This window comes from Paraburkholderia susongensis, assembly GCF_900177725.1.
GTDB lineage: Bacteria > Pseudomonadota > Gammaproteobacteria > Burkholderiales > Burkholderiaceae > Paraburkholderia > Paraburkholderia susongensis.
Genome location: NZ_FXAT01000012.1, coordinates 1 through 22,211, shown reverse-complemented (window position 1 = coordinate 22,211; position 22,211 = coordinate 1). Strand labels below are relative to the sequence as shown.

Sequence of the window (22,211 nt, the reverse complement as noted above, 5' to 3'; positions counted from 1 at the left end):
GTATTGGCGCGGGATCAGTACGTCGCCCGTCCGCCGGACAGATCGAAAATCGCTCCGGTGCTGAAAGAACAGGAATCCGAACAAAGCCACAATACGAGCCGCGCGGCTTCGTCGACGGTGCCGAGGCGCGCCATCGGGCTCTTGCCGATCATCGTCTGCACGTGGCTCGGCGACATCTGCGCGAGCAGCGTGGTTTCCACCGCCGCCGGTGCGATGCCGTTCACGAGGATGCCGGTCTGTGCGAGTTCCTTGCCGAGCGACTTGGTCATCGCGATCACACCGGCCTTTGCCGCGCTATACGCCGACGCATTCGGCGTGCCTTCCTTGCCGGCCAGCGACGCAACATTGACGATGCGCCCGGCGTTCGCGCGCCGCATTACCGGCACGACAAAGCGGCTCACGTGATAGGTGCCGAGAAGGTTCACTTCGACCACGCGTTGCCATTCGAGCGGATCGTATTCGTCGAGCGCCAGCGTCGGGCCCGCGAAGCCCGCGTTGTTCACCAGGTAGTCGATGCGGCCGTAAGCGTCGAGCGTCGCGGTCAGCGCGGCTTGAATCGACTCGCCACGCGTGATGTCCACCTCGAAGTGGCGCGGCGCACCGGGCGCGTCGGCAGGGCCTGCCGCGCGGTCCCAGTTGAGCGCCGTCGCGCCATGGCGCGTGAACGCGTCGCAGATCGCGCGCCCGATGCCGCCGGCCGCGCCCGTTACGACCGCGACCCGTCCCGAGAAATCGTATCGGGCGAAGCTGGCGGAGGTGCTCATCGGATGAACTGGTCCACGTAGTCCTCGCCGAGGCCGACCGCCGCATAGTGCTTTCGGCACATGTCGATCTTGGTGAATACGTCCTCGTAGCCGGTGTAGTTGCCGTACGGGTCGCAATAGAACATGACGCCGTTGACCTGGAAGTAGGTGATCATTTCCTCGACGTCGTCGGGCACGTAGAGCGTGTGGGTTTCACCGGGCGGCTCGTACACGTAGCTCCCTTCGGTGGCTTCCCAGTCGTGCTCGAGATAACGCCAGCGGCCCTTGAGCACCATTCCGTGGACACTTTGCGGATGACGATGGCGGCTCAGCACGCCGGACTTGCGAACCCGCAGCAGGTTCATCCAGTAGCCCTGCGACGCGTTCAGGCAAAGCGGGCGGAACGATACGTTTTCGGCCTGAGGAACCCAGACGCGCTCGTCGGTCGGAATCGCGAAGGGTACGACGATTTCCTGCTGCGCTTCCTTCGGAAACGGCAACTGGTACGGGGTCATGGCGGAATGATTGATCTCGGGCATGAGAATCCTTTTGTTGATGTCCATAATATGGACATATAGTCCACGATATGGCTATTATCGGAATAGCCCTTGATTCAGGTCAATCCTGGGGAAATCACCTGGTACGTACGACGAGCAGGCGACGAACACGGCAAGCCCTTCGGCACCCAGGCGGGATTGGAAGGCCTGAAGTTGCTGATGAAACTTCTCATGTGCGAGCGTGGGAACGATAGCGCCGACCGCATATGACCGGCGCGAAACCAGCGAACGGGCTGCCGCATTCGTTCCGTCACCTTCGATGGCTCGTTCAGAAACCGCGACACGGTGGCGGTCGACACGCCGGCCAGGTTTGCTACGTCGGCAAGAAGAGGTTGACCGGCGGATGCAGGGTGCCGAACTGTTGTTCTCGCAAGCACGACGCAGAGGTATTCCGACGATTCTGGACACCGACGTCGCTCCCGTCGAAGACCTTCGCGCCATGATGCCGCAAGCGGACCACGTGCTCCTTTCCGAGCCCGCATTGGCGTCCCTCAGCGACGCCCCTTCGCCGGAGGAAGCACTCGTGGAAGTCGCTTTAACCCTGACTGCCAGGGTAGTCGGCGTGACGCTCGGCGCGAGAGGCTCGATCATCTGGGAAAACAGCGGTGGAGCCGGCACACTGCGTCATTTTCCGACGATCAGGATCGTTGCCCGTGACACGCTCAATGCGGGGGGCGTATGGCACGGCACGTATGCCTACGGGGTTGCGCACGGTTGGGATCTTGCCAGGACGGTGCGCGCGGCAAGCGTCGCGGCTGCGATGAAATGCGAGCACTTCGGCGGCCGGGTCGGCGCGCCACGCCTGCCTCAGTTACTGGAGCGAATGGAACGATGTGAATCGGCACTGCTTTAACCAAATCGGCGCGATCCCGCTGAGAGCCAACAGCTGACAGAAATCTCCCTGTTCCATTTATATGGGTTGCATCGCGACTCTCCAGCGCTAGCGACACGTCGAGGGTGACGTCCGCATGATGCGCCGCATGGCTATGTATTGCGCTCAGGTGAGTTGATAAGGGCGTACCGGTGCAACCGGTGCCGGGAGCGGGCAGCCGCAGAGTTCGAGAATGGAGCGCTCGATATTGCGTGACATCGCGTCGAGCGCGAGCGCGTTGGGAGCGGTGCTGAACGGGTCGGCCACTTCGCTCGCGATGGCTTCGAGCGCGATCAGCGTATAGGAGATGAACACGCAGAGGAGGGGCGTGAAGAATTCGGTCGAATCGACGAGACCGAACGGCAGCAGGACACAATAGGCATAGACGGTACGATGCAGCAACACGTTGTATGCGAACGGGATGGGCGTGGAGGCAATGCGCTCGCAGCCGCCCACGACCTTGCCGAGTTCGTTGATCTGAGCGTCGAACATCCACAGTTTCGTGTCGGACGTGTGGGCGCTACGCTGGGGGTTGACCACGTCGCGGCGGATTTCGTTGAGTATCGCGGCCGGCTTGTAGCATTGATCGCGCAACCGTTCGGTCTCCTCGCGCCCGAGGAGGCGCTGAAAATCCTGGGTGGGGTCGGTGCCGCGCAGTTCGTGCTTCAGGGCATAGACGAAGCCAATGAGCCGCTGGGCGACGCGCAGGGTGTCCGCACGCTCAGGCACGTAGCAGAGCATCTGCGAGGTAAGCGAGCGCGACGCGATCAGCAGGCTGCCCCATAGATGGCGAGCCTCGTTGAACCGCTCGTAGCTGGCGTTGTTGCGAAACGCGAGGAAGATGGCGAGCGCCACGCCGAACAGCGTGAAGGGGGCCGTGTTGAGCGGAATCTTTTCGCCCAGCACGCGGCCGTGCGTGAACACGGCGAGGCTGCTGACAACCGCCATGAAAGTCAGTTGCGGAATGATCGACGACAGCACGGAGCCGTTCCAGACGAACAGCAGGCGAAACCAGTTTTCCTTGGGCCGGACAATCATGAAGGGTGCACTTTGGTCGTTTATCGAATGGCGGGCGTGGGGGCCCGCATCAGTGATAGCCGGCATCCCCTTCGCGCACCTTGCCGCGGAACACGCGATACTGCATGGCGTTGTAGACGAGAATGACCGGCAGCACGATCACGGTGCCCACGAGCGCGAAGAGCTGGCTCGAGCGGCTCGATGAAGCCTCCCAGATCGTGAGCGAGGGCGGGATGATGTTCGGCCAGATGCTGATCACGAGCCCCGTGAAGCCGAGGAAGCAGATCGCGAGCGTGAGGAGAAACGGTGTGGCTTCGTGTTCGAGTTGCAGCGAGCGGAAGATACCCCAGACGCAGGCGATGACGAGAACCGGCACCGGCAGGAACCAGCCCAGATTGCCGCTGGCGAACCAGCGCGCCTCCACGGCCGGCAGGCCGAGCACGGTCCACAGGCTCACCAGGGCAATGGCCGCGAGCAGCACCGCAACGAGCGGGCGCATGAGCTGCCGTATCTTGCGCTGCAACTCGCCCTCCGTCTTGAGGATGAGCCAGCCGCAGCCAAGCGTCGCGTAGGTGACGAGCACACCGAAGCCGCAGAACACGCTGAACGGCGAGAACCAGTCGAACGGGTCGCCCGCGAAGCGGTCGTTCACGATTCGAATGCCCTGCAGGAGCGACCCCAGGACGACGCCCTGGCACATCGCCGCGAGCGCCGAGCCGCCGATGAACGCGAGGTCCCAGGCGTGCTGGGTTCGTGTGGCCTTCGCGCGCAGTTCGAACGCCGCGCCGCGGAAGATGAGCCCGACGACCATCAGGATGAGCGGCATGTAGTTGGCGGGCAGCAGCGTGGAGTACGCCACGGGAAACGCGCCATAGAGTCCTGCGCCGCCGAGCACGAGAAACGTTTCGTTGCCGTCCCACACGGGCGCGATGGTGTTGAGCATCACTTCGCGCTCGCCTTTGTCCTCGAAGAACGGGAACAGGAGGCCGATGCCGAGATCGAAGCCGTCCAGCATGACGTAGATGAAAACGCCAAGTCCGATGATGGCGGCCCAGACAACGGGGAGATCGAGTTGCATGGCGTCAGTCTCCTGTCACCGCGTCCAGCGCGCGGTTGTGCAATCCGGGGTACTTGAGCGATTCGCGGCTTTCTATGCCTTGCGCCGGTCCTTTCTTCATCATCTTCAGCATGTAATAGATGCCGCTGCCGAACACGAGGAAATACACGATGACGAAGATGAGCAGGGACACACCGGCCTGCTGGGTGCCGATGGGCGACACCGAATCCACGGTGCGCAGCACGCCATAGACCGTCCAGGGCTGGCGGCCGACCTCGGTCGTGATCCAGCCCGCGAGGAGCGCCACGATGCCGGACGGCCCCATGCAGAACACGAACCACTGATACCAGCGCGTTTCGTAGAGGCGCCCGTGCAGCCTCAGCCACAAGCCGAGCAGCGCGGTCAGCAGCATCAGCATGCCGAGGCCGGCCATGATCCGGAAGGTCCAGAACACGATGGGCGAGTACGGGCGATCCTCCGGCGGAAACTCCTTCAGGCCGCGAATCTCGCCGTCCCAGCTATGCGTGAGGATCAGGCTGCCCAGATGGGGAATCCTGATGGCATAGCGCGTGACTTCCGCATTCATGTCCGGCAGGCCGACGAGGTTCAGCGCCGTGCCGCCGTGCTCGGTTTCCCAGAGGCCTTCGATGGCCGCAATCTTGGCAGGCTGGTATTTACGCGTGTTCAGGCCGTGCGCGTCGCCCACGAAGATCTGCACGGGCGCGAGCACGAGCAGTATGCCGAGCGCCATCGAAAAGCTGCGCGTGACCGGGACGTCGCGCCGCCCATGCAGCAGATGCCAGGCGCCGCATGCCGCGACGATGAACGCGGCCACGATGAAGGCGGCTATCGTCATATGGGCAAGCCGGAACGGAAACGACGGATTGAAGATCACCTTGAACCAGTCCACCGGCACGATGCGGCCGTTTTCGATGGCATAGCCCTGCGGTGTCTGCATGAAGCTGTTCGAGGCGAGTATCCAGAATGTGGAAATCAGCGTGCCGGCCGCGACCATCAGCGTAGCGAAGAAATGCGCGCGCGGGCTCACGCGGTTCCAGCCGAACAGCATCACGCCGAGAAAACCGGCTTCGAGGAAGAATGCCGTCAACACCTCATAGGTCAGCAGGGGGCCGGTGACGTTGCCCGCGACCGTCGAAAAACCGCTCCAGTTCGTGCCGAACTCGTAGGCCATCACGACGCCGGAGACCACGCCCATGCCGAATCCCACCGCGAAAATCTTCGACCAGAAGCGGTACATGTCCTTGTAGGCCGCGTCGCCTGTCAACAGGAGGCGCCATTCGAGCACGGCGAGAAAGCTCGCCATGCCGATGCTGATGGCCGGAAAGACGATATGAAACGAGACCGTGAATGCAAACTGGAGCCTCGCGAGATGGAATGCGTCGAAGATTTGCATGATGGGTCAGAGCTCCAGTGACACCTGCAATTGCGTGCAGCGAGACGCCGTCTCGCAATGTGCTGTGCCGCTGAACGGCGGCGAGCCCGGTTCACGGCCCGGCCAGTGTATGCCGCCACCTGGCAGTTGGCCATGGCCGCGCGGCGGCTAGTTGGCGGCCGCGCGCACGACGCGCACGGGTACGGACTTGTACGAAGGCGTGCCGCTTTCCTTGTCAATATAGTCCAGCGGAACCAGCACGTTCGCTTCCGGGTAGTACGCTGCCACGGATCCCTTCGCGATGCTGTAGACGATCGCCGTGATGCTTTTCAGGCGCAGCGTCCGCCCGGGCGTGAGCGTTTCGATATCGACCAGATCGCCGTGCTCGATACCCTGATCAGCCATGTCTTCTTCGTTCATGAACAGCACGTCGCGCCGGCCGAATACGCCGCGATAGCGATCGTCGAGGGCGTAAATGGTGGTGTTGTACTGGTCGTGACTGCGGATCGTGATGAGCCGCAGCACATCTTGCGCGCCGAGCACGTCGGCGTCTTCTTTCACGCCGCCATAGACGGAGAATTCGGCCTTGCCCGATGGCGTGAGCCACACGCGCTCGGTGGGCGGCAGCGGGAGACGGAATCCGCCAGGTAGCCTGATGCGCTCATTGAAGTCTTCGAAGCCGGGAATCACGCGCTCGATGAGATCGCGAATCCTGTCGTAATCCGAAATGAGTTCTATCCAGGGCACCTTGCTTCGCGGCAGCGTGGCGTGCGCCATGCCGGCGACGATTGCTGGTTCGGAGCGCAGGTGCTCCGACGCAGGTGCGAGCTTCCCGGCCGAGGCGTGGACCATCGACATGGAGTCCTCCACGGTGATCGACTGCCTGCCTCCGGCCTGCATGTCCAGCTCGGTGCGGCCGAGGCAGGGGAAAATATAGGTTTCCTTCGAGACGAGCAGGTGCGTGCGATTGAGCTTGGTGCCGATATGCACGCCCAGGTCGAGTTGCGTCATGGCCGGGAACGATTGCCCGGAGTCAGGCAGCGCCACCGCGAAATTGCCGCCCAGGCAGATCAGCGCCTTCGATTGGCCGGCGATCATGGCCTGCATGGCCTGAACGGCGTCGTGACCGTGCCCGGACGGCGGCGTGAAGCCGCAGGTGTCTTCGATCAGCTTGAGAAACGCCTCCGAAGGCTTTTCGGTAATGCCGACCGTACGATTGCCCTGCACGTTGGAGTGCCCGCGTAGCGGACAGATGCCTGCGCCGGGCTTGCCGAAGTTGCCGCGCAGGAGCAGCAGGTCGGCGATCAGCCTGACATTCGCGGTGCCCTTGTTGTGCTGGGTGATGCCCATGCCGTAGGTCACGATCGTCGCATTTGATTTCGCGTAGGCGAGGGCAACGTGTTCGAGATCCGGGCGCGTAAGGCCACTGGCTTTTTCGATGTCGTCCCACGACGTCGCTTCGAGGTCCGCCGCGAAGGCGTCGAAACCTTGCGTGTGCGCGGTAATGAACGCCTTGTCGAGGACGTTGCCCTCTGCGGCCTCCAGTGCGAGGAGCGCCTTCATGACTCCCTTGAGCGCGGCCGCGTCGCCGCCGGCATCGACCTGGAAGTAGGTCGATGCGATGCGCGTCGATCCGAAGGTTGCCATTTCGACGACGCTCTGCGGATCGGCAAAGCGTTCGAGCGCGCGTTCGCGCAAGGGATTGAAAACGATGATCGGCACGTTGCGCCGCGAGGCTTCGTGCAGTGTGCCCATCATGCGCGGGTGATTGGTGCCCGGATTGTGCCCGATGGAAATGATGAGTTCCGCCGAGTCGAAGTCGTCCAGCGAAACCGTCCCTTTGCCGATGCCGATCGACCGCGGCAGTCCGACGCTGGTCGGCTCGTGGCACATGTTCGAGCAATCGGGGAAATTGTTCGTACCATACTCGCGAGCAAACAGCTGATACAGGAAGGCCGCTTCGTTGGAGGCGCGTCCCGACGTGTAGAACTCGACCTGATCCGGCGAAAGCGAACGCAGGATCTCTCCAATGCGAGCGAATGCGTCGTCCCATTCCACGGCGCGAAACGTGTCCGTAGCGCGATCATAGACGAGCGGATGAGTGAGCCGCCCCATGTCTTCCAGTTCGTAATCTGTTTTCTGCAGGAGCGACGTGACCGTATTGGCCGCGAAGAATTCGGGCGGCACGCGCCGGGTCGTGGCTTCCCACGTCACGGCCTTCGCACCGTTTTCGCAGAACTGGAATGTCGAGCGGTGCTCCTTGTCGGGCCATGCGCATCCCGGGCAATCGAACCCGTCGGGCTGGTTCGTCCGCATCAACATGATAGGTGCCTCGATGCTTTCCATCTGCTGACGAATCGCCTGCGCGGTCGCACGAAGCGCGCCCCAACCACCGGCGGGTCCATCATAAGGACGCACGCCCGGCACTTCGCGTTGCTTTGTCATAAGAAACTCCGTGAGCTGCGCGAGGCGCGCTGGGGAAGAATGTCGAGGCCCTTGCGGTGCAAGGGGTTGTGCAGAAACGAGGACTATCCTCGCGTGACGCTGCGATTTATTTTAGGAAATCCGGATGTACAAGCAAGATGAAGCTGACGCGATTCTAATAATCGGTAAATCCGTTATGTTTGGCGGAATACATCGAATAAAAAACCAACCAGGGATTGCGGCGCTCGCCGTTCTCATTGACGACAACGACGACGACGCGCGCCTGGTCGAGCCACAAAAAGGGACAATTTGACGGTTGAATTCTATGAGGCGATCCGGCGGCTGTGAACACCTGTGCATCCGATACCTAATATCGGGTGGCCGGGTGTATCGCCCGATATCAGGTATCGGATTCGCGTGCCTCGCGAAGCGTTTCGTTCACCGGGTTTAGATGTACGATTACTCGAACATGAAGGACAGACTCGCGCAATGCGCGAGTGCAAATGCCGGCGCGAACAGGGTCGGTCGATCGGCGAGAGGCAGGATGGTCTCGTCGTGCTGCTGCTCAATACGACGGTGGGCAAGCGATGCGCGTAGCGGGCTACTTTCGCATCATCTCCATGACGAGGAAGTGAATGGGCAGGGCAAGCAGGGCCGTGCCCCCAAAGCCCACGCACCACAATATGGCGATCCACTTCAGGTCATGCAGGAAACGGTGCTGCCTGTTGGCGGGTTCGCGTTTGATGGTCGGCTTCATGATCAACTCCTCACCGCCGTGGTTTGCTTCGGGGGTAGGCTGCGGCCACTGTGGCGCGCACGCTCATGCTCGCGTAATGATGATGGCATCCGGGTGCGCCAGCAATCAATTTTCCACTGCGGATCCAAAATGAGCATTGAATACGATCCGAACGCGCGCATCAAGGAGCGTGATAAAGCAGGCCCTCATCTCACCTCGCAGGAGCATGTGGGCTTGAACGGCAAGATTGCCGTGATCATCACGACAGAAAACCTGAAAAAGGAGCGAGCATGGCGCAGCACGAACGCATCGATTGCCACGGCTTCGATATCACGGCCCATTCGAGGTGCAACAGGCTGGGCGGATGGATTGCGCACGTGGACATCTATCACAACGGGCGCCTCTTTGCGACCTGCAACCCCGATACCGTTCAGCCCGAATGGCAGACGGAGGCGGAGGCGAATCGCGACGGGATCGAGCGGGGATGCAAGTTCATCGGCGGCATGATGAACGATCCGCACAACCGCTCATGGGTGGCCGCGCGAGCACATGCGGAGAAGTGGTTCTTCAGGATAGAGGAATTACAGGAGTCCGAACGGATTGCGCTGGACGCGCTCGTGCGTAAGGGCACAAGCGCGTAGAGCGTTGTAGAGGGCGGCTCCTGCACGCCCTCAGCTGTCGTCCACGTTGTCCGCGTAATGATCGATCGCGACTTTGCATTCGTCCACGACAACCTGGAGTGCCTGGGGGATGAGTGACTCTACCCAGCGCTCCACGTGCAGGAACCGGTCGGTGCCAAGGTCGGCGATCCGTGCGGGGTCGGCGGTGGTGATGGTGACCGTGGCGAGTCCGCGGTTGTTCGGGAGCGGCTCGAGCGTCGCGGCAATCTGGAATCGGCGGTAATTTGCGCTGGCAGGCACGGCGGTTGACCTCGTTTACGATAGTTGCGGGGTGTCCGGGCGGCAGGGGCGTGGCGTATCACCGTCGCTTACCACGATAGCGGCTGGGTAAAGAGTTTTCCGCCATAACCCAGTACGACGTTTTCCACCTCGTATTCAAGGGGCTCCTTCGTTTCGAGGATGAGCGCGACACAGCCGGGCTGAAGCTCGCCCTCGATCGCGGTCGTCATCTTCCTGTCGAGAACGTGTTCGATCGTATGGCCCGCGAGCGCGGCGCCGGCCCCGGCGGCAGCGCCGGCGACGACGCCGAGCGGTCCGGCGATGAGGCCGATGAGGCCGCCCGTCACGGCGCCGATCGCCGTTCCCCAGTACGATTCGGTGTACTGCTTGAGCACGATGAGCTTGCCGTCGGCGTCCTTCTGGACCATCACGCCGCTTTCGATCCTGAAGCCGCCATCATCCTTCGCGAGATTGTTGAGATCCCGCGCGCACCGTTGCGCGACGTCCAGATTGTCGAAAGTCGCGACGATCAGCTTTTTGGTCATTTCGCACTCCTCGTTCGATGGGTTGTGCCAGTTCAAGATAGACAATTGCAACGCACCTGCCAGCGCGAATCTCCCGATATTGACTATCGGCTCGCTCCCAGCGCTTCGGCCACATAGGCCGTCAGAATATCGACAATCTTGCGCACGCGCGCCGGGACTGGGCGCTGCGGCCGGATGAGCAGATTCAGCGCATGCGGCGGCACCTCATAGTCCTGGAGGAGGGCCACGAGGCGCCCCTGCTCGACGGGTTCCTTACACGCAGGCGCTTCGAGTACGCCAATGCCGACGCCCGCCATCACCATTTCGAACATCGGCCGCCAGTGCGTGGTCTTGATGCTCGTCTGGATCGGCACGCCATCGACGCGGCCGGCAACGGCGGCATCGGGCGCGCGGTGTGCAGTGTGGGCAAGCGGCAGCAGGTCCGTGTCGAACGCACCCTTGACGCGAATGAAGCTGTGCCTCGCGAGGTCCGCGGGCTCGGCAATCGCGTCGTGCCGCTTCAGATAATCGGGAGCGGCAACCAGCAAGCGCTTGACCTGGCCGAGCGGGTAGGCGATGTACGCTCCGTCGCCGAGCGGCCCGAGACGAAACGAGATGTCCACACCCTCGGTCACGAGGTCGGCCATCCTGTCGTTCAGCACGAGTTCGATGTCGAGTTGCGGATAGTTTTCCCGTATGCGCCGCAGGCCTTCGGGCAGGAGGGTTTCGCCGAAACAGTGCGGCGCAGCGATGCGGATGGTGCCTTTGACCACCTGCTCGTCGTTCGACACTTCGGCCACGGCCTGCTCCACGGCGCCGAGGACCGACTTGCTGCGTTCGTGGAAGATGATGCCTTCCGGCGTGCACTTGAATGCACGCGCGTTGCGCAACAGCAGTTGGCAGCCGAGATACTTCTCCAGCCGCTCGATGCGCTCGCTCACGGCGGGCTGGCCGATGTCGAGATCGCGTGCGGCGCCGGATATGCTGCCTCGCTCCACCACTCTGACGTAAATCCGCATCGCCTCCAGCAGATTCACATTGCGCTCCCTGCCGTGGCCAGCCGTATGAGCGTTGCGTGCATCTGCGGGATGCGTAGACATAAGACCCCCTTCATTTCCTCGCTCCAGATCCGGGCGTCGCGAATCGTTGAAGCGACGCGTGTCGGGACAAGAGTAAGGGGAGGTATCGATGCCCGGTATACACAGATCGGCCCGGCGTCGCGCAGTACAGTTCTGCTACGATCGGCCTCGCGCGAGGAGCGAAGACGCTGGGCAACGCGCGGGGAGCGCGTTCGATGAAACTTTACGAAAAACTTGCGGACGAAATCGAAACGTCGATCCGGCAAGGTGTGTTCCGTCACGGCGAAAAACTGCCCTCGGTGCGCCAGATGGGCTTGCAGCGCCGGCTCAGCGTTGCAACCGTGGTGCGCGCGTACATCCTGCTGGAAAGCCGCGGCGTGGTCACGAGCCGCCCGCAGTCCGGCTACTTCGTGAACTCCCAGGATCCGACGGGCGACGGCCGTATTCCGGAACTGCGGCCGTCGCGGCCGCTGCCGGTTTCGCGGCCCGTCGATGTGAGCCGTCTCGTGCTCTCCACCTTGCGCTCCATCGGCGTGGACGACGCCGTGCCGCTCGGCTCGCCGTATCCCGATCCCCATCTGTTTCCGTTCGACAAGCTCAACCGGTATGCCTACGACGCGGGCCGCGGCAAGGCCATCTGGGGTGTGACGGACGCGTTGCCGCCCGGCAATGTACGGCTCATGCGCCAGATCGCCCGTCGCTACATCGAGAACGGCATGCCCATCGACCCCAACGAGATCGTCATTACGGTGGGCGCGACAGAGGCGATCAATCTGTGCCTCCAGGCGGTGGCGAAGCCCGGCGATACCATTGCTGTGGAGTCGCCCACCTTCTACGCGATGCTGCACGCCATCGAGCGGCTCGGGATGAAAGCGATCGAAGTGGCGACGCATCCGGATTCCGGAATCGATGTCGATGCGCTTGCCGAAGTGATTGCGTCGCATTCCATCGCGGCATGCATGGTCATGCCGAACTTCCAGAATCCGCTCGGCTTCCTGGTGCCCGATGCGAACAAGCGCGCGTTCATGGACCTCGTGACCGCCCACGATATTCCGGTCATCGAAAACGGCGTCTATAACGAGCTCTACTACGGCGATACCTATCCGACCACGCTGAAATCCTTCGACACGAAGGGGCTCGTGCTCCACTGCGGCACGTTCTCGAAGAGCCTGACCGTTGCCTACCGGATCGGGTGGGCGCTGCCGGGACGATACCGGGACCACGTCGAGAAACTGAAATTCCTCAATACGCTTACCTCGCCGACGATCCCGCAGATCGCCATCGCCGAGTTTCTCGAGCGTGACGGCTACGAGCACCATCTGCGGCGCGTGCGCAAGACGTATGCGCAGCAGGCCAACATGATGCGGGCGATCGTTTCGCGCTTCTTTCCGACGGGTACGCGCATGTCCCGGCCAGCGGGCGGCTATGTGCTCTGGGTCGAGCTGCCGGAGTCAGTGGATTCGCTGCGCCTGTACAAGCTTGCGCTCGAGCAGGGCATCACGATCGGGCCGGGGTACATGTTCTCCATCTTCGAGGAGTCTTACCGGAATTTCATTCGGCTCAATTACAGCAGCCCCTGGACCGACGAAATCGAGCAGGCGGTGATTACCGTCGGCAAGCTTGCCGCGTTGTGTATGCGCGGTTGATGCGGGACGAGCGGGCATTCGGTGGTTCGATCGGATGCGTGAATGTTATTCTCGATGCACGAGCACTCGGAGAGGTTGATTCGATGGCTATCGATTTTTCGTTTTCGGTCAAGGTTTTCTCGGCGCTTTTTGCCATCATGAATCCGATAGCCAATATCCCGGTTTTCCTCTCGTTGACCGAGGGTATGTCCGATACGGGGAAACGGAGAACCGCGGCTGTTACGTTCGTCGGCGTGACGTAATGTCGATGTAACGGGAGAAACAGTCATGTCTGATCAGAGTTCTGGCCTGGGTGAACTGGATGCAGCCTTCATTGCGAAGCAGCGTGCGCGTCTCGAAGCATTGCAGCGCGAGTTGCTGGGCGGCGAGGAGGGCACGATAGCGAAAGAGCGTGCGCTCGAGGAGTACCGCGGCGAAGAGGCGAACGAGTTCGAGGACGAAGCGCAGAGACTGGAGCAGGACGTCGCCAACCAGGCGCTGCGTAATACGAACGACCAACGGATCGCCGACATTCAGCGCGCCCTGGAGAAGATTGCCGAAGGGACTTATGGGTACTCCGACGAAAGCGGCGACCCGATTCCCATTGAACGGCTCGAAGCGGTGCCGGAGGCGATCCTGACCGTGCAGGAACAGGCGGCGCGTGAAGCGCGTCATTGAGGCGCAAGGCCTCGCATGGGCGGTTCTCGCGTTCGGCCCTTGCGCTGGTGCTGCGATATGTCGATGCGGCACGGGTGCGTTGACCACAGCGGAAACACCAGTCTCTCCAGACGTCCGGCGCGAGCCCGGGCGGGGTCGTGACGGGGGCCGATGCCGGCCGCACGGGTTGTTTGCACACAGGACCATTAAGGCTGCGACTGGGCGATAAGAGCCGTATATCCGCGTCCGCAGTATCAAATCGATTTGACAATGTTTAAACGATTTATTTTGAGACTATTCTTATACTAGCCCGGAAATTGTTAAATCATCGCTCTTTCGCGAACTCGCTGAAATGGGGTATGCGGACGGGTCAAATGCCATCCCGGCAAGGAAACCCGTCTTGAGGACGACCATCTCCAGGGGCTCAGGCACACGCTTGCAGACCCGGGAGAACCTAAGAAAACCACGCAGTCTGCTTTCAACCAGAGTTTTCGCGATGGATTGCCACGGCACGGCAACCGGGCAAAAGAAGGTTTTCGATTATGATGATCTGCCTTGCATAATCGATAGGTAATTTCATATATGCGCTGATTTCGAGGCGATGCGAAAGCAGCGCGAAACGGGGGCAAAGGCAAGGGACCATTTATTCGGGGAAAATAGCAGCCGGAGTTTCAGGGGGGGCCGGATCGGCGGTGCAGGCCGTCATCCCGTCCATCTGCCGGTTCATTGGCTGCCAGCTACGGAAGGCGCTATTGCGTTGTGGGGTGTTATGAGAATTGCAGTCCTGGATGACGATTCGGCTCAGGCCGATTTTGTTTGTCAAACGCTGTCGGCAGCGGGGCACGTCTGTCACGCGTATGGCGCGGGGCGCGAGCTGGTGCGCCAGTTGCGGCGCCAGACGTTCGATCTGCTCGTGCTCGACTGGAACGTTCCAGACATGTCCGGCGAAGAGGTGCTGCGCTGGGTGCGCGAAAGCCTCTCCGAGCGCCTACCCGTGCTGTTCATGACGAGCCGGGGCCGCGAAACCGACATCACATCGATTCTGAACACCGGTGCGGACGACTATCTCGTCAAGCCCGTGTCGGCCGCGGTGCTGCTCGCGCGCGTCGGCTCGCTGCTGCGCCGCGCCTATTACCTGAAGCCGCCGGCGAGCAAGGAAGTTTTCGGCGACTTCGAGTTCGATCTCAGCGCCAAGCACGTCGTCGCGCGCGGCACGCCGGTTTCAGTCACGCAGAAAGAGTTCGAGCTTGCGCTGCTGCTATTCCAGCACCTGAGCCGGCCACTGTCGCGCGCACATATCCTCGACGTGATCTGGAAGCAGGCCACCGACATCCCATCGCGCACGATGGACACCCACGTCTCGATGCTGCGCAGCAAGCTGGGCCTGCGCCCGGAGCACGGCTACCGGCTGACGCCGATCTACGGCTATGGCTATCGCCTCGAGCGGATCGAAGCCGACACACCGCCGGCTGCCGCCAATGAGCCTTCCAAAGCGGGGGAGGCGTGACGGTTTTCGTGGATGCGGCAGCGCGCAGCAGCGCTGTCCTGCCCGGCCGCGGCGCCGCTGCATGGCTCGCCGTGGCCTGTCTGATGGCAACGGGCGCAATGGGGTTGAGCACCACCGCGCATGCTCAGTCCGGCCGCGCGAAACCCGGTGTCAAGGTGCCGCCGGCTTACGTGTCGTATACGACGCACGAAGGCGACACGTTGTACGACATCGCCGGCCACTATATGACCGACCCCACCGACTGGACGTTGTTGAGCCGCCTGAACCACGTGCCCGCGCCACGCCGCATGCCGGCCGGCATCGTGCTGCGTCTGCCGGCCGACAAGCTCAGGCAGGATCAGGACACAGCCCGTGTGGTCGCGACGAGCGGGCCGGTCGAGCATGCGTTCGGCAAGAGCCCGTACCTGCCGCTCAAGACCGGCGCGATGCTGGCTGAAGGCGACCGCGTGCGCACTGGCCCGAACGGCTTTGCCACGCTCGAGCTGCCGGACGGCTCCCATCTGACGGTCGCGCAGGACGGCGAACTCGACATCGAGAAGCTGCGGCACGTCACGCTCACCGGCGCGGGCGATCGCGTCTTCGAGTTGCGTCGCGGTGAGGTCGAGAGCCAGGTCACGCATGCGACGCGGCGCGACGACCGCTTCCAGATCCGTTCGCCATCCGTGGTCGCGGGGGTGCGCGGCACGCGTTTTCGCGTCGATTACGACGGCAGCGCGCAGACCACCGCGGTAGCGGTGCTCGATGGCGCAGTCGGTGTCGATCCGGCCGCGCCGGCGCCGGGCGTGCCGCTGCAGGCCTCCGAGCAATTGCTCAAGGTGGGCTTCGGCAATGTCTCGCGCTCCGGCGGCGCAGTCGGCAGTCCGATCGAATTATTGCCTGCGCCGGTGCTCCTGCAGCCTGCGCGCGTGCAGGACGGCAAGACCGTCACGTTCGACCTCGAGCCGGCCGAGCATGCGGTCGGCTATCGCCTGCAGATTTCGCGCGACGCCGACCAGCTCGATCTCGTGCGCGATTTGCGCGTGAGCGAGGCGCACGCGGATATCGGCGATCTCCCCGACGGCACGTATTTCGTGCGGATCGCGTCCACCGACAGCAATGGCCTCGACGGCCAGCCCAAGGTGTATGCGTTCGAGCGCCGTCAGCTTGGGCTCGATGCCTCGGCCACGCAGCGAGCTGGCAGCCACGACTACGAATTCCGCTGGTTCGTGAGCCACAGCAACGTCCCGACGCGCTTTCGCTTCGTGCTTGCCAAAACGGCCGATCTGAGCCATCCCGTCGTCGATCGCACTGATCTGTCGGGCGGCCAACTGGTGGTGAGCGAACTGCCCGCGGGTGTCTACTACTGGACGATCGTCGCCGAGCAGTTCGAAAACGGCCGCTTTTACGAGAAGGCGAGCGCGGTCCGTTCCTTTACGCTGGCGCGCTGACGCTGGTAGATTCTCAGGGTCGGCCAACTGGCCGACCCATCTTCCTGTTCCGGATTACATCGCCCGTTGCCCACTACCCCTAATCGACTGAGCCTCGATCCGCGCGCGCGTCTCGGCCGGCGTGCCGGCCAGCGCTTCCTGATCGAGTGGGTCGGGGTCGGTTGCCTCGGCATCCTGGTGATCCTCTTTACCTCGTTCGGGCGGCTGAGCAGCGGTATCGATCAACTCGTCTACGACCGTCTCCTCAGCGCACGCGCGCAGCCCCTGTTGTCCGACATCGTGATGGTCGAGATCGACAATGCGAGCGTCGCGCAACTCGGCCGTTGGCCCTGGCCGCGCAGCATCCATGCGAAGCTGCTCGAACAGCTCGCCGCAGCCCGGCCCGCGGCGGTGGTCTATGACGTGCTCTTCACCGAGCCGAATGCCGAGGACGCCGAGCTTGCCCACGCGATCGCCCTGAGTCCGACCTATCTGCCCGTGCTGCTCACGGCGCCCGACGACGCCGGGCGGCGGGTCGTGGTCGAGCCCGTCGCTCCGCTCGCGCAGGCGGCGGCCGGCCTCGGTCACATCAATTTCGAAGTGGACAGCGACGGCATCGTGCGCAGCGTCGCGCGCTTCCAGGGCGATGACCACTCGCACTGGCCGCAACTGATGGTGCTCGTCGCCGAGGCGATCGAAAGCGGCAAGCTGCATTTGCGTGGCGGCTTGCCGCAACGCCGCTCGGACGAGCCCGTGAGCGGCGACGACGACGGCGGCGAAGACCGCTTCCTGATCCCATTCGGCTCGAACGCCGGGAGCTACGCGAAGCTGAGTTTCGCGGACGTGCTCGCCGGCAAGGTGCCGGCCGATCAGCTGCGCGGACGCATCGTCGTGATCGGCGTGACCGCGTCGGGCCTGTACGACCGCTTCGCGACGCCGGTGTCCGGCGAGCTGGGGCCGCTGCCCGGTGTCTACATCCACGCGAACGTGCTCGACACGCTGCTCACCGGCCGTGAGATCGAGCCGGTCGGGCGCTGGTTCGTGTTCGCGGCGTCGCTTGCGCCGCTCGCCGCGCTGCTCGCGGGCTTCCTCGTGCTGTCGCCGCGCCGCTCGCTGCTGCTGACCGGCGCGCTGGTCCTGCTCGCGGCGGCCGGCAGCGCCGCGCTGCTGTACGGCGCGCGGCTCTGGATGTCGCCGGTGCCGGCGATCCTCGGCGTCGTGATCGTCTATCCGATCTGGAACTGGCGCCGCCTCGAAATGACAATGGCCTATCTGCGCGACGAGTTGCAGCGCCTCGCCGACGAACCGCATCTGCTGCCGGAAACTCCGCAAAGCCGCCGCGAGTTCAGCGGCGACGTGCTCGCGCAGCACATGGCGTTGATGGCGCGAGCCGCGCAGCGCGTGCAGGACATGAAGCGTTTCGTGTGGGACAGCCTCGACAGCGTGCCCGAGCCGATCCTCGTGAGCGATCTGGGCGGCGTCGTGCTGATCGCGAACCAGGCGGCCAAGGCGCATTTCGCGCGGCTCGGCGCGGCGATGCCCGAAGGGCAGCCGATGCACTCGGTGCTCGGCGGCCTGACGCTCGTGAAGACGATCGGCAGCGGTGCGGCCTCGGACGCCGAGCGCAACCTGTTCGCGCATGCGCACTGGCCGGCGTTGCTCGATCCGGCGCACGGCGAATTCTCCGCGTTGATGGCGCAGGGCGTCGAAGTGCGCGACGCCAACGAGCGTGACCATCTGCTGCGCTATGCGACCTGTACCAATGCGCAGGGCGAGACGACGGGCTGGATCGCGGGTCTCGTCGACGTATCGGCGCTGCATGTGGCCGAGCGCCAGCGCGAGGATGCGCTGCGGCTGCTGTCGCACGACATGCGCTCGCCACAGGCGTCAATCCTCGCGCTGGTCGAGATCGAGCGCGCGCGTGCCGAGCCGGCGCTCGCGCGCGGCCTGCTCGAGCGTATCGAGCGCTATGCGCAACGCGCGCTCACGCTCGCCGATGATTTCGTGCAACTCGCGCGCGCCGAATCGCAAGCCTACGTGCTCGAGCCGCTGAGCCTGACCGAGCTGGTGATCGACGCGAGCGACGAAGTCTGGCCGCAGGCGCAGGCGAAGCGCATCGCGCTGCACACGGAAACCGGCGACGATGCCGACGCAGGCCACTGGATCTGCGCCGACCGCTCGCTCATGACACGCGCGCTTGTCAACATTCTGAATAACGCGATCAAGTACAGTCCACCCGACACGCGCATCGTGTGCAGCTTCGCGAGCCAGCCGCAGGGGGCGAATGCCAGAGGCACGGCGCGGCGCGTGTCGTGCACGATCCGCGACCAGGGTTATGGCATCCCGAAGGAACAGCAGGCGGGACTGTTCGAGCGCTTCCGGCGTTTTCACGAGGCAGAGCGGCCGGAAGTGGGCGGCGCGGGATTGGGCATGGCGTTCGTCAAAACCGTCGTGACCCGCCACGGCGGCGACGTCGACGTGGTCAGCGTGCCCGGCGAGGGCACGGCCTTTACGATCCGGCTGCCCGCGCTCGACGAGGGGCAACTCGACGAACTGATCGCGCCGCGCTCATGACGTATCCGATGTATCCGAGAGAAAAGAAGAAATGACAAAACTTTCCTACCTTTGCGCCGTGCTCGTCGCGGCGAGTCTGACCGGCTGCGCGGGTCTGAGCGCCGACGTGCACGCCACGCGACCCGGCGAGACTGCCGCTGCGCTGCAAGGCGAGCCCACCTATACGCTTTCGCGCACCCAGCCGCAGGAAGACAGCGCCGATTATCCGCAAACCGAAAAGCTGTTGCGCGACGAGCTGGCCAGGCACGGTTTCGTCGATGCGGAGGGCAAGCCGGCGCATTATCGTCTGTCGATGGCGTACAGCACGCGGCCGGTGTCGGTCGGCGTCGGCGGCAAGGATTGCGAGCCGGCCGATTGTGCCGGCGCGAGCGGCGGGCTCGGTTCGCTGTTCTTCGGCCCCGAGTATCACCATGCGCTGACGCTGCGTTTCTTCGATTACGCGAGTGGTATGGAGCGCTATAAGGTTAGCGCGGTGTTCGTCGATCGCAATGCCGACCCGCTGCATGCGTTGCCGGTGCTCGTGAAAACCGCGCTCGCCAGGCTGCCGTTCGACGAGCCGGCCGACTGGCGCGTGAAATTGAGTGTCGACCAGGCGAGCGGGACGCCGAATGTCGAGTCGATGAAGCCGTTGCAGCGCTGAAGGGCTGAAACGCTGAAGTGCCGGAGTGCCGAAGCACCAGCGCCGCATCGGCCTTGCGCGTACCTCACTCCTGCGCCGGAGGGTCCTGCGGCCAGCAGTTTTCGAACACGCAATCGGCGAGCGGCAGGCGGCTCGCCCAGCGTTCGGTTTCGAGCATCGGCTCGCTGTAGAACTGATCGACGTGGCCGAGGCACAGAATCGCGACCGGGCGTGCGCCTTCGGGCATGCGCAGCAGTTCGCGGACCGCCTCGACGTCGAACAGCGACACCCAGCCTAGCCCGAGTCCTTCCGCGCGCGCCGCGAGCCACATGTTCTGGATCGCGCACGCGACCGATGCAAGGTCCATCTCCGGCAACGTGCGGCGCCCAAAGATGTGCCGTTCGCGCCCGTCCATCAGTGCGATCACGAGCAGCTCCGCGCATTCGAGCATGCCTTCCACCTTGAGCTTCATGAATTCGTCACGGCGCTGGCCGAGCGCGTCGGCGGTGGCGAGCCGTTCGCGTTCGACGATTTCGTGCAAGGCCGTGCGCAGCGCCGTATCAGTGATGCGTGCGATGCGCCACGGCTGCATGAAGCCGACGCTCGGCGCATGATGCGCGGCGTCGAGCAGGCGCCGCAGCACGGCCGGGTCGACCGGATCGGCCACGAAATGGCGCATGTCGCGGCGTTCGTAAATCGCGCGGTAGACCGCGTTGCGCTCGGAGTCGTTAAAAGGCTTTGCCATGGAGCAGGGCGGCCGGGAAGGCCGGGTTGGAGGGCCAGTATGCGTGCATATAGGTTGCCACAATCGGGCCCACACGATAAACCGTTTCACCGAGGCTGCTCGCGAAGGCGCATCGCGGCGTGCTGCATGTCGATGAAGTCGTGTTCGTCGATTTCGAGCTCGGCGCGATACGGCTCGGCCGTTGCGAAGCGCTCGCCAATGCGTGGGGTGCGCGGCGCCTGACGCTCGAAGAGTTGATCGGCCGAGCGGTGCGTAGGCCGCGTCGCACATGTTTTCGCGTGCGTTATATGTGCCGTTTAGCCGCGCCGCTCATTTCGGGCCGTTGGACCAGTACAGCACATCGTCATGGCGATCGAACACGAAGACTTTCATCGCCATCTGCTGGGCGGCGTCGAGCCGGTCCAGTTCGAGCCCGTGAGTCGACGGCTCGCCGGGCTTGCTGCCCTTCTGTACGTTGCGGATGATCGCCGTGGTTTCGATCTGCGTATCGAGTTCGGCCGACTTCAGGCGAAACGCGATGCGCAGCCGCTCGCCGACCGCGCCTAGCGTCCATGAGGCGCTCAGCGCCATGCCCAGCGCACTGATGCTCTGCGCGAGCCCAAGCCCTTCATATTTGTCACCGGTCTCGCCGATGCCGAACCGCACCGCGAGGTGCGCATGAACGCGGATCGATTTGCGTTCGCGCAGCCGGCGGATCACACCGGGCCTCGACAGGACAACGTAGTCGAACGGCAGGCGGCAGACCGCTTCGACCGTGCAGACGAAACGGAACACAGCATGGCTCGCGATCGCGACGAGCTCGACGTTTTCGCCGGGCGTGAGCGGTAGCAGACGGCCTTGTTGCAACGGCGGCGTGACGAAGAGCGCGTGATTCGGCGCGAAACCGATGATGCGGCACGGGTGCATCGGCGCGCCGCTGCCGAGTCGGGGGCGCATGCCGATCAATGCGCCTATCTCGAGGTGCATGTCCTTGACCGTCAGCTCGCCGGCGGGGTTTGCCCGTGATGCGGATTCAGGCTGGTGCTGTGCGGTCACGTCCAGCAGATCGCCGCGCTGCGGCTGAAAGTGCTTGAAGAGGAACGTGCGCTCGTCCGCGGTCGCAAGGATTGTGCCGCTTGCGAAGAGCAGCGTGCCGTCGGTGTCGGCGATCGGCCAGGGGAGCGGTGCGCCTACCGGTACGGCATCCGGATCAAGGGCCGGCGATGAGGCGGCGGGCGGCGTTTCCTCGAAGTGTTCCTCGACAGGATTGTCCATGATCGGCGACTGATTCAGGTGGATTTAGGTGGCGGGATAATCTGGTTGACGGCGGTGGAAGGTAAAACTTTAGTTGGCGGTTGCGAGGAGGCGTACCGGTCTGCGAGGTCTGGTGTCGTTAGTATTCGGGAGTGCTCCAGTTAAATCGGATAACTAAATTATCGGTGCAGAATTTTTATCGTGACTTTGGGTTGCTGCTTTTTTGATCTTTACGGCGTTGCCTGATTGTGGTCGCATCTCTTCAAAAGAAAATTTGCGGCAGGGGCTTGACGTGCTGTGACCGGCTCTCCATAATCTCGTTTCTCTGCTGCAGACGCAGCGACGCAAACGAAGCGGTGCCGGATAGTTGGGGTGCCGCAGGTGTTGTGACCGATCTTTAAAAACCTACAGCCGATAAGTGTGGGCACTTGATGCGGGATGCGGGCCGGCTCTTTCGGGAGCTGGCTGAAGCGAAAGTATCAAGAGTCTCACACCAAGTATTAGAGGAAGGTTTTCGCCTGTCGCGAGACAGGCAGAAATCCATC

At 63.2% G+C, this 22,211-nt stretch carries 23 protein-coding genes and 2 pseudogenes; 12 read left to right on the top strand and 13 right to left on the bottom strand.

The genetic code is table 11. The features are described from left to right. Positions 1–14: 14 nt before the first annotated feature. Positions 15–764, bottom strand: a complete 750-nt coding sequence (locus B9Z01_RS27020; RefSeq protein ID WP_085488623.1) for an SDR family oxidoreductase — start codon at positions 762–764, stop codon at positions 15–17. Beyond that, positions 761–1,282: a 2,4'-dihydroxyacetophenone dioxygenase family protein gene (locus B9Z01_RS27015; RefSeq protein ID WP_085488778.1), complete on the bottom strand. Its 522-nt coding sequence runs from the start codon at positions 1,280–1,282 to the stop codon at positions 761–763. The genes B9Z01_RS27020 and B9Z01_RS27015 overlap by 4 nt, the downstream gene beginning before the upstream one ends. A 69-nt stretch (positions 1,283–1,351) precedes the next feature. On the opposite strand from B9Z01_RS27015, the gene B9Z01_RS36410 reads away from it, so the two are divergent. Further along, entirely contained in the window at positions 1,352–1,510 is a 159-nt protein-coding gene (locus B9Z01_RS36410) for a hypothetical protein (protein WP_244196170.1), read from the top strand. Positions 1,511–1,539: 29 nt separating this feature from the next. Here B9Z01_RS36410 and B9Z01_RS36950 read toward each other — a convergent pair. Beyond that, positions 1,540–1,677, bottom strand: a pseudogene (locus B9Z01_RS36950) (LacI family DNA-binding transcriptional regulator); the annotation flags it as partial. On the opposite strand from B9Z01_RS36950, the gene B9Z01_RS27005 reads away from it, so the two are divergent. Further along, positions 1,644–2,153 (top strand): PfkB family carbohydrate kinase, encoded by a 510-nt coding sequence (locus tag B9Z01_RS27005; RefSeq protein WP_167387577.1) that lies wholly within the window; start codon positions 1,644–1,646, stop codon positions 2,151–2,153. The pseudogene B9Z01_RS36950 and the gene B9Z01_RS27005 overlap by 34 nt on opposite strands. 144 nt (positions 2,154–2,297) lie before the next feature. Here the strand turns inward: B9Z01_RS27005 and B9Z01_RS27000 are convergent, their stop codons facing one another. The 4 genes from B9Z01_RS27000 to B9Z01_RS26985 form a co-directional block, all read right to left on the bottom strand. Beyond that, entirely contained in the window at positions 2,298–3,209 is a 912-nt protein-coding gene (locus tag B9Z01_RS27000) for a bestrophin family protein (RefSeq protein ID WP_085488621.1), read from the bottom strand. A 49-nt stretch (positions 3,210–3,258) separates the two neighbouring features. After that, the gene (cydB, locus tag B9Z01_RS26995; protein WP_085488620.1) at positions 3,259–4,266 is read right to left on the bottom strand and encodes a cytochrome d ubiquinol oxidase subunit II; all 1,008 of its coding nucleotides are present in this window, start codon (positions 4,264–4,266) and stop codon (positions 3,259–3,261) included. 4 nt (positions 4,267–4,270) lie between these two features. Beyond that, on the bottom strand, positions 4,271–5,659 hold the full coding sequence (locus B9Z01_RS26990; RefSeq protein ID WP_085488619.1) for a cytochrome ubiquinol oxidase subunit I: 1,389 nt from the start codon (positions 5,657–5,659) through the stop codon (positions 4,271–4,273). Between the two features lie 147 nt (positions 5,660–5,806). Then, positions 5,807–8,083, bottom strand: coding sequence for an FdhF/YdeP family oxidoreductase (locus tag B9Z01_RS26985; RefSeq protein WP_085488618.1), 2,277 nt, complete (start codon positions 8,081–8,083; stop codon positions 5,807–5,809). 124 nt (positions 8,084–8,207) lie between these two features. Here B9Z01_RS26985 and B9Z01_RS35710 point away from each other — a divergent pair, with 124 nt between their 5' ends. Continuing rightward, a complete protein-coding gene (locus B9Z01_RS35710; protein WP_167387576.1) occupies positions 8,208–8,375 on the top strand; it encodes a hypothetical protein in 168 nt (55 codons plus the stop codon). Positions 8,376–8,663: 288 nt separating this feature from the next. On the opposite strand, the gene B9Z01_RS35705 is transcribed toward B9Z01_RS35710, so the two are convergent. Further along, the gene (locus B9Z01_RS35705; RefSeq protein ID WP_167387575.1) at positions 8,664–8,819 is read right to left on the bottom strand and encodes a hypothetical protein; all 156 of its coding nucleotides are present in this window, start codon (positions 8,817–8,819) and stop codon (positions 8,664–8,666) included. Positions 8,820–9,088: 269 nt separating this feature from the next. Here B9Z01_RS35705 and B9Z01_RS26980 point away from each other — a divergent pair, with 269 nt between their 5' ends. Continuing rightward, positions 9,089–9,439, top strand: a complete 351-nt coding sequence (locus B9Z01_RS26980) for a DUF6566 family protein (protein WP_085488617.1) — start codon at positions 9,089–9,091, stop codon at positions 9,437–9,439. Between the two features lie 30 nt (positions 9,440–9,469). Here B9Z01_RS26980 and B9Z01_RS26975 read toward each other — a convergent pair whose 3' ends face one another. The 3 genes from B9Z01_RS26975 to B9Z01_RS26965 all read right to left on the bottom strand — a co-directional run bounded on the left by B9Z01_RS26975 (position 9,470) and on the right by B9Z01_RS26965 (position 11,258). Next, a complete protein-coding gene (locus B9Z01_RS26975) occupies positions 9,470–9,718 on the bottom strand; it encodes a hypothetical protein (RefSeq protein WP_085488616.1) in 249 nt (82 codons plus the stop codon). A 68-nt stretch (positions 9,719–9,786) separates the two neighbouring features. Next, the gene (locus tag B9Z01_RS26970; protein ID WP_085488615.1) at positions 9,787–10,242 is read right to left on the bottom strand and encodes a DUF1269 domain-containing protein; all 456 of its coding nucleotides are present in this window, start codon (positions 10,240–10,242) and stop codon (positions 9,787–9,789) included. An 83-nt stretch (positions 10,243–10,325) separates the two neighbouring features. Further along, positions 10,326–11,258, bottom strand: coding sequence for a LysR family transcriptional regulator (locus tag B9Z01_RS26965; protein ID WP_085488776.1), 933 nt, complete (start codon positions 11,256–11,258; stop codon positions 10,326–10,328). 257 nt (positions 11,259–11,515) lie between these two features. Here B9Z01_RS26965 and B9Z01_RS26960 point away from each other — a divergent pair, with 257 nt between their 5' ends. The 7 genes from B9Z01_RS26960 to B9Z01_RS26930 all read left to right on the top strand — a co-directional run bounded on the left by B9Z01_RS26960 (position 11,516) and on the right by B9Z01_RS26930 (position 19,709). Then, the gene (locus tag B9Z01_RS26960; protein ID WP_085488614.1) at positions 11,516–12,946 is read left to right on the top strand and encodes an aminotransferase-like domain-containing protein; all 1,431 of its coding nucleotides are present in this window, start codon (positions 11,516–11,518) and stop codon (positions 12,944–12,946) included. A gap of 83 nt (positions 12,947–13,029) precedes the next feature. Beyond that, positions 13,030–13,188, top strand: coding sequence for a MarC family protein (locus tag B9Z01_RS26955; protein ID WP_085488775.1), 159 nt, complete (start codon positions 13,030–13,032; stop codon positions 13,186–13,188). A 25-nt stretch (positions 13,189–13,213) separates the two neighbouring features. Beyond that, positions 13,214–13,603 carry a TraR/DksA family transcriptional regulator gene (locus B9Z01_RS26950; protein ID WP_085488613.1) on the top strand — a complete coding sequence of 130 codons (390 nt, stop codon included), beginning with the start codon at positions 13,214–13,216 and terminating at the stop codon, positions 13,601–13,603. Positions 13,604–14,351: 748 nt separating this feature from the next. Next, positions 14,352–15,089, top strand: a complete 738-nt coding sequence (locus tag B9Z01_RS26945; RefSeq protein WP_085488612.1) for a response regulator transcription factor — start codon at positions 14,352–14,354, stop codon at positions 15,087–15,089. Then, complete coding sequence (locus tag B9Z01_RS26940) at positions 15,086–16,516, top strand: FecR family protein (protein WP_244196169.1); 1,431 nt, start codon at positions 15,086–15,088, stop codon at positions 16,514–16,516. The genes B9Z01_RS26945 and B9Z01_RS26940 overlap by 4 nt, the downstream gene beginning before the upstream one ends. Before the next feature lie 66 nt (positions 16,517–16,582). After that, entirely contained in the window at positions 16,583–19,069 is a 2,487-nt protein-coding gene (locus tag B9Z01_RS26935; protein WP_085488611.1) for a CHASE2 domain-containing protein, read from the top strand. 31 nt (positions 19,070–19,100) lie between these two features. Continuing rightward, the gene (locus tag B9Z01_RS26930; RefSeq protein WP_085488610.1) at positions 19,101–19,709 is read left to right on the top strand and encodes a DUF4136 domain-containing protein; all 609 of its coding nucleotides are present in this window, start codon (positions 19,101–19,103) and stop codon (positions 19,707–19,709) included. A gap of 64 nt (positions 19,710–19,773) precedes the next feature. On the opposite strand, the gene bluB is transcribed toward B9Z01_RS26930, so the two are convergent. Further along, the gene (gene bluB, locus B9Z01_RS26925) at positions 19,774–20,433 is read right to left on the bottom strand and encodes a 5,6-dimethylbenzimidazole synthase (RefSeq protein ID WP_085488609.1); all 660 of its coding nucleotides are present in this window, start codon (positions 20,431–20,433) and stop codon (positions 19,774–19,776) included. Positions 20,434–20,555: 122 nt separating this feature from the next. Between bluB and B9Z01_RS36405 the strand changes: the two are divergent. Beyond that, positions 20,556–20,675 (top strand): annotated as a pseudogene (locus B9Z01_RS36405) (magnesium chelatase); the annotation flags it as partial. A gap of 67 nt (positions 20,676–20,742) precedes the next feature. On the opposite strand, the gene B9Z01_RS26915 reads toward B9Z01_RS36405, so the two are convergent. Further along, positions 20,743–21,687: a flagellar brake protein gene (locus tag B9Z01_RS26915; protein ID WP_085488607.1), complete on the bottom strand. Its 945-nt coding sequence runs from the start codon at positions 21,685–21,687 to the stop codon at positions 20,743–20,745. Positions 21,688–22,211: the final 524 nt, after the last annotated feature.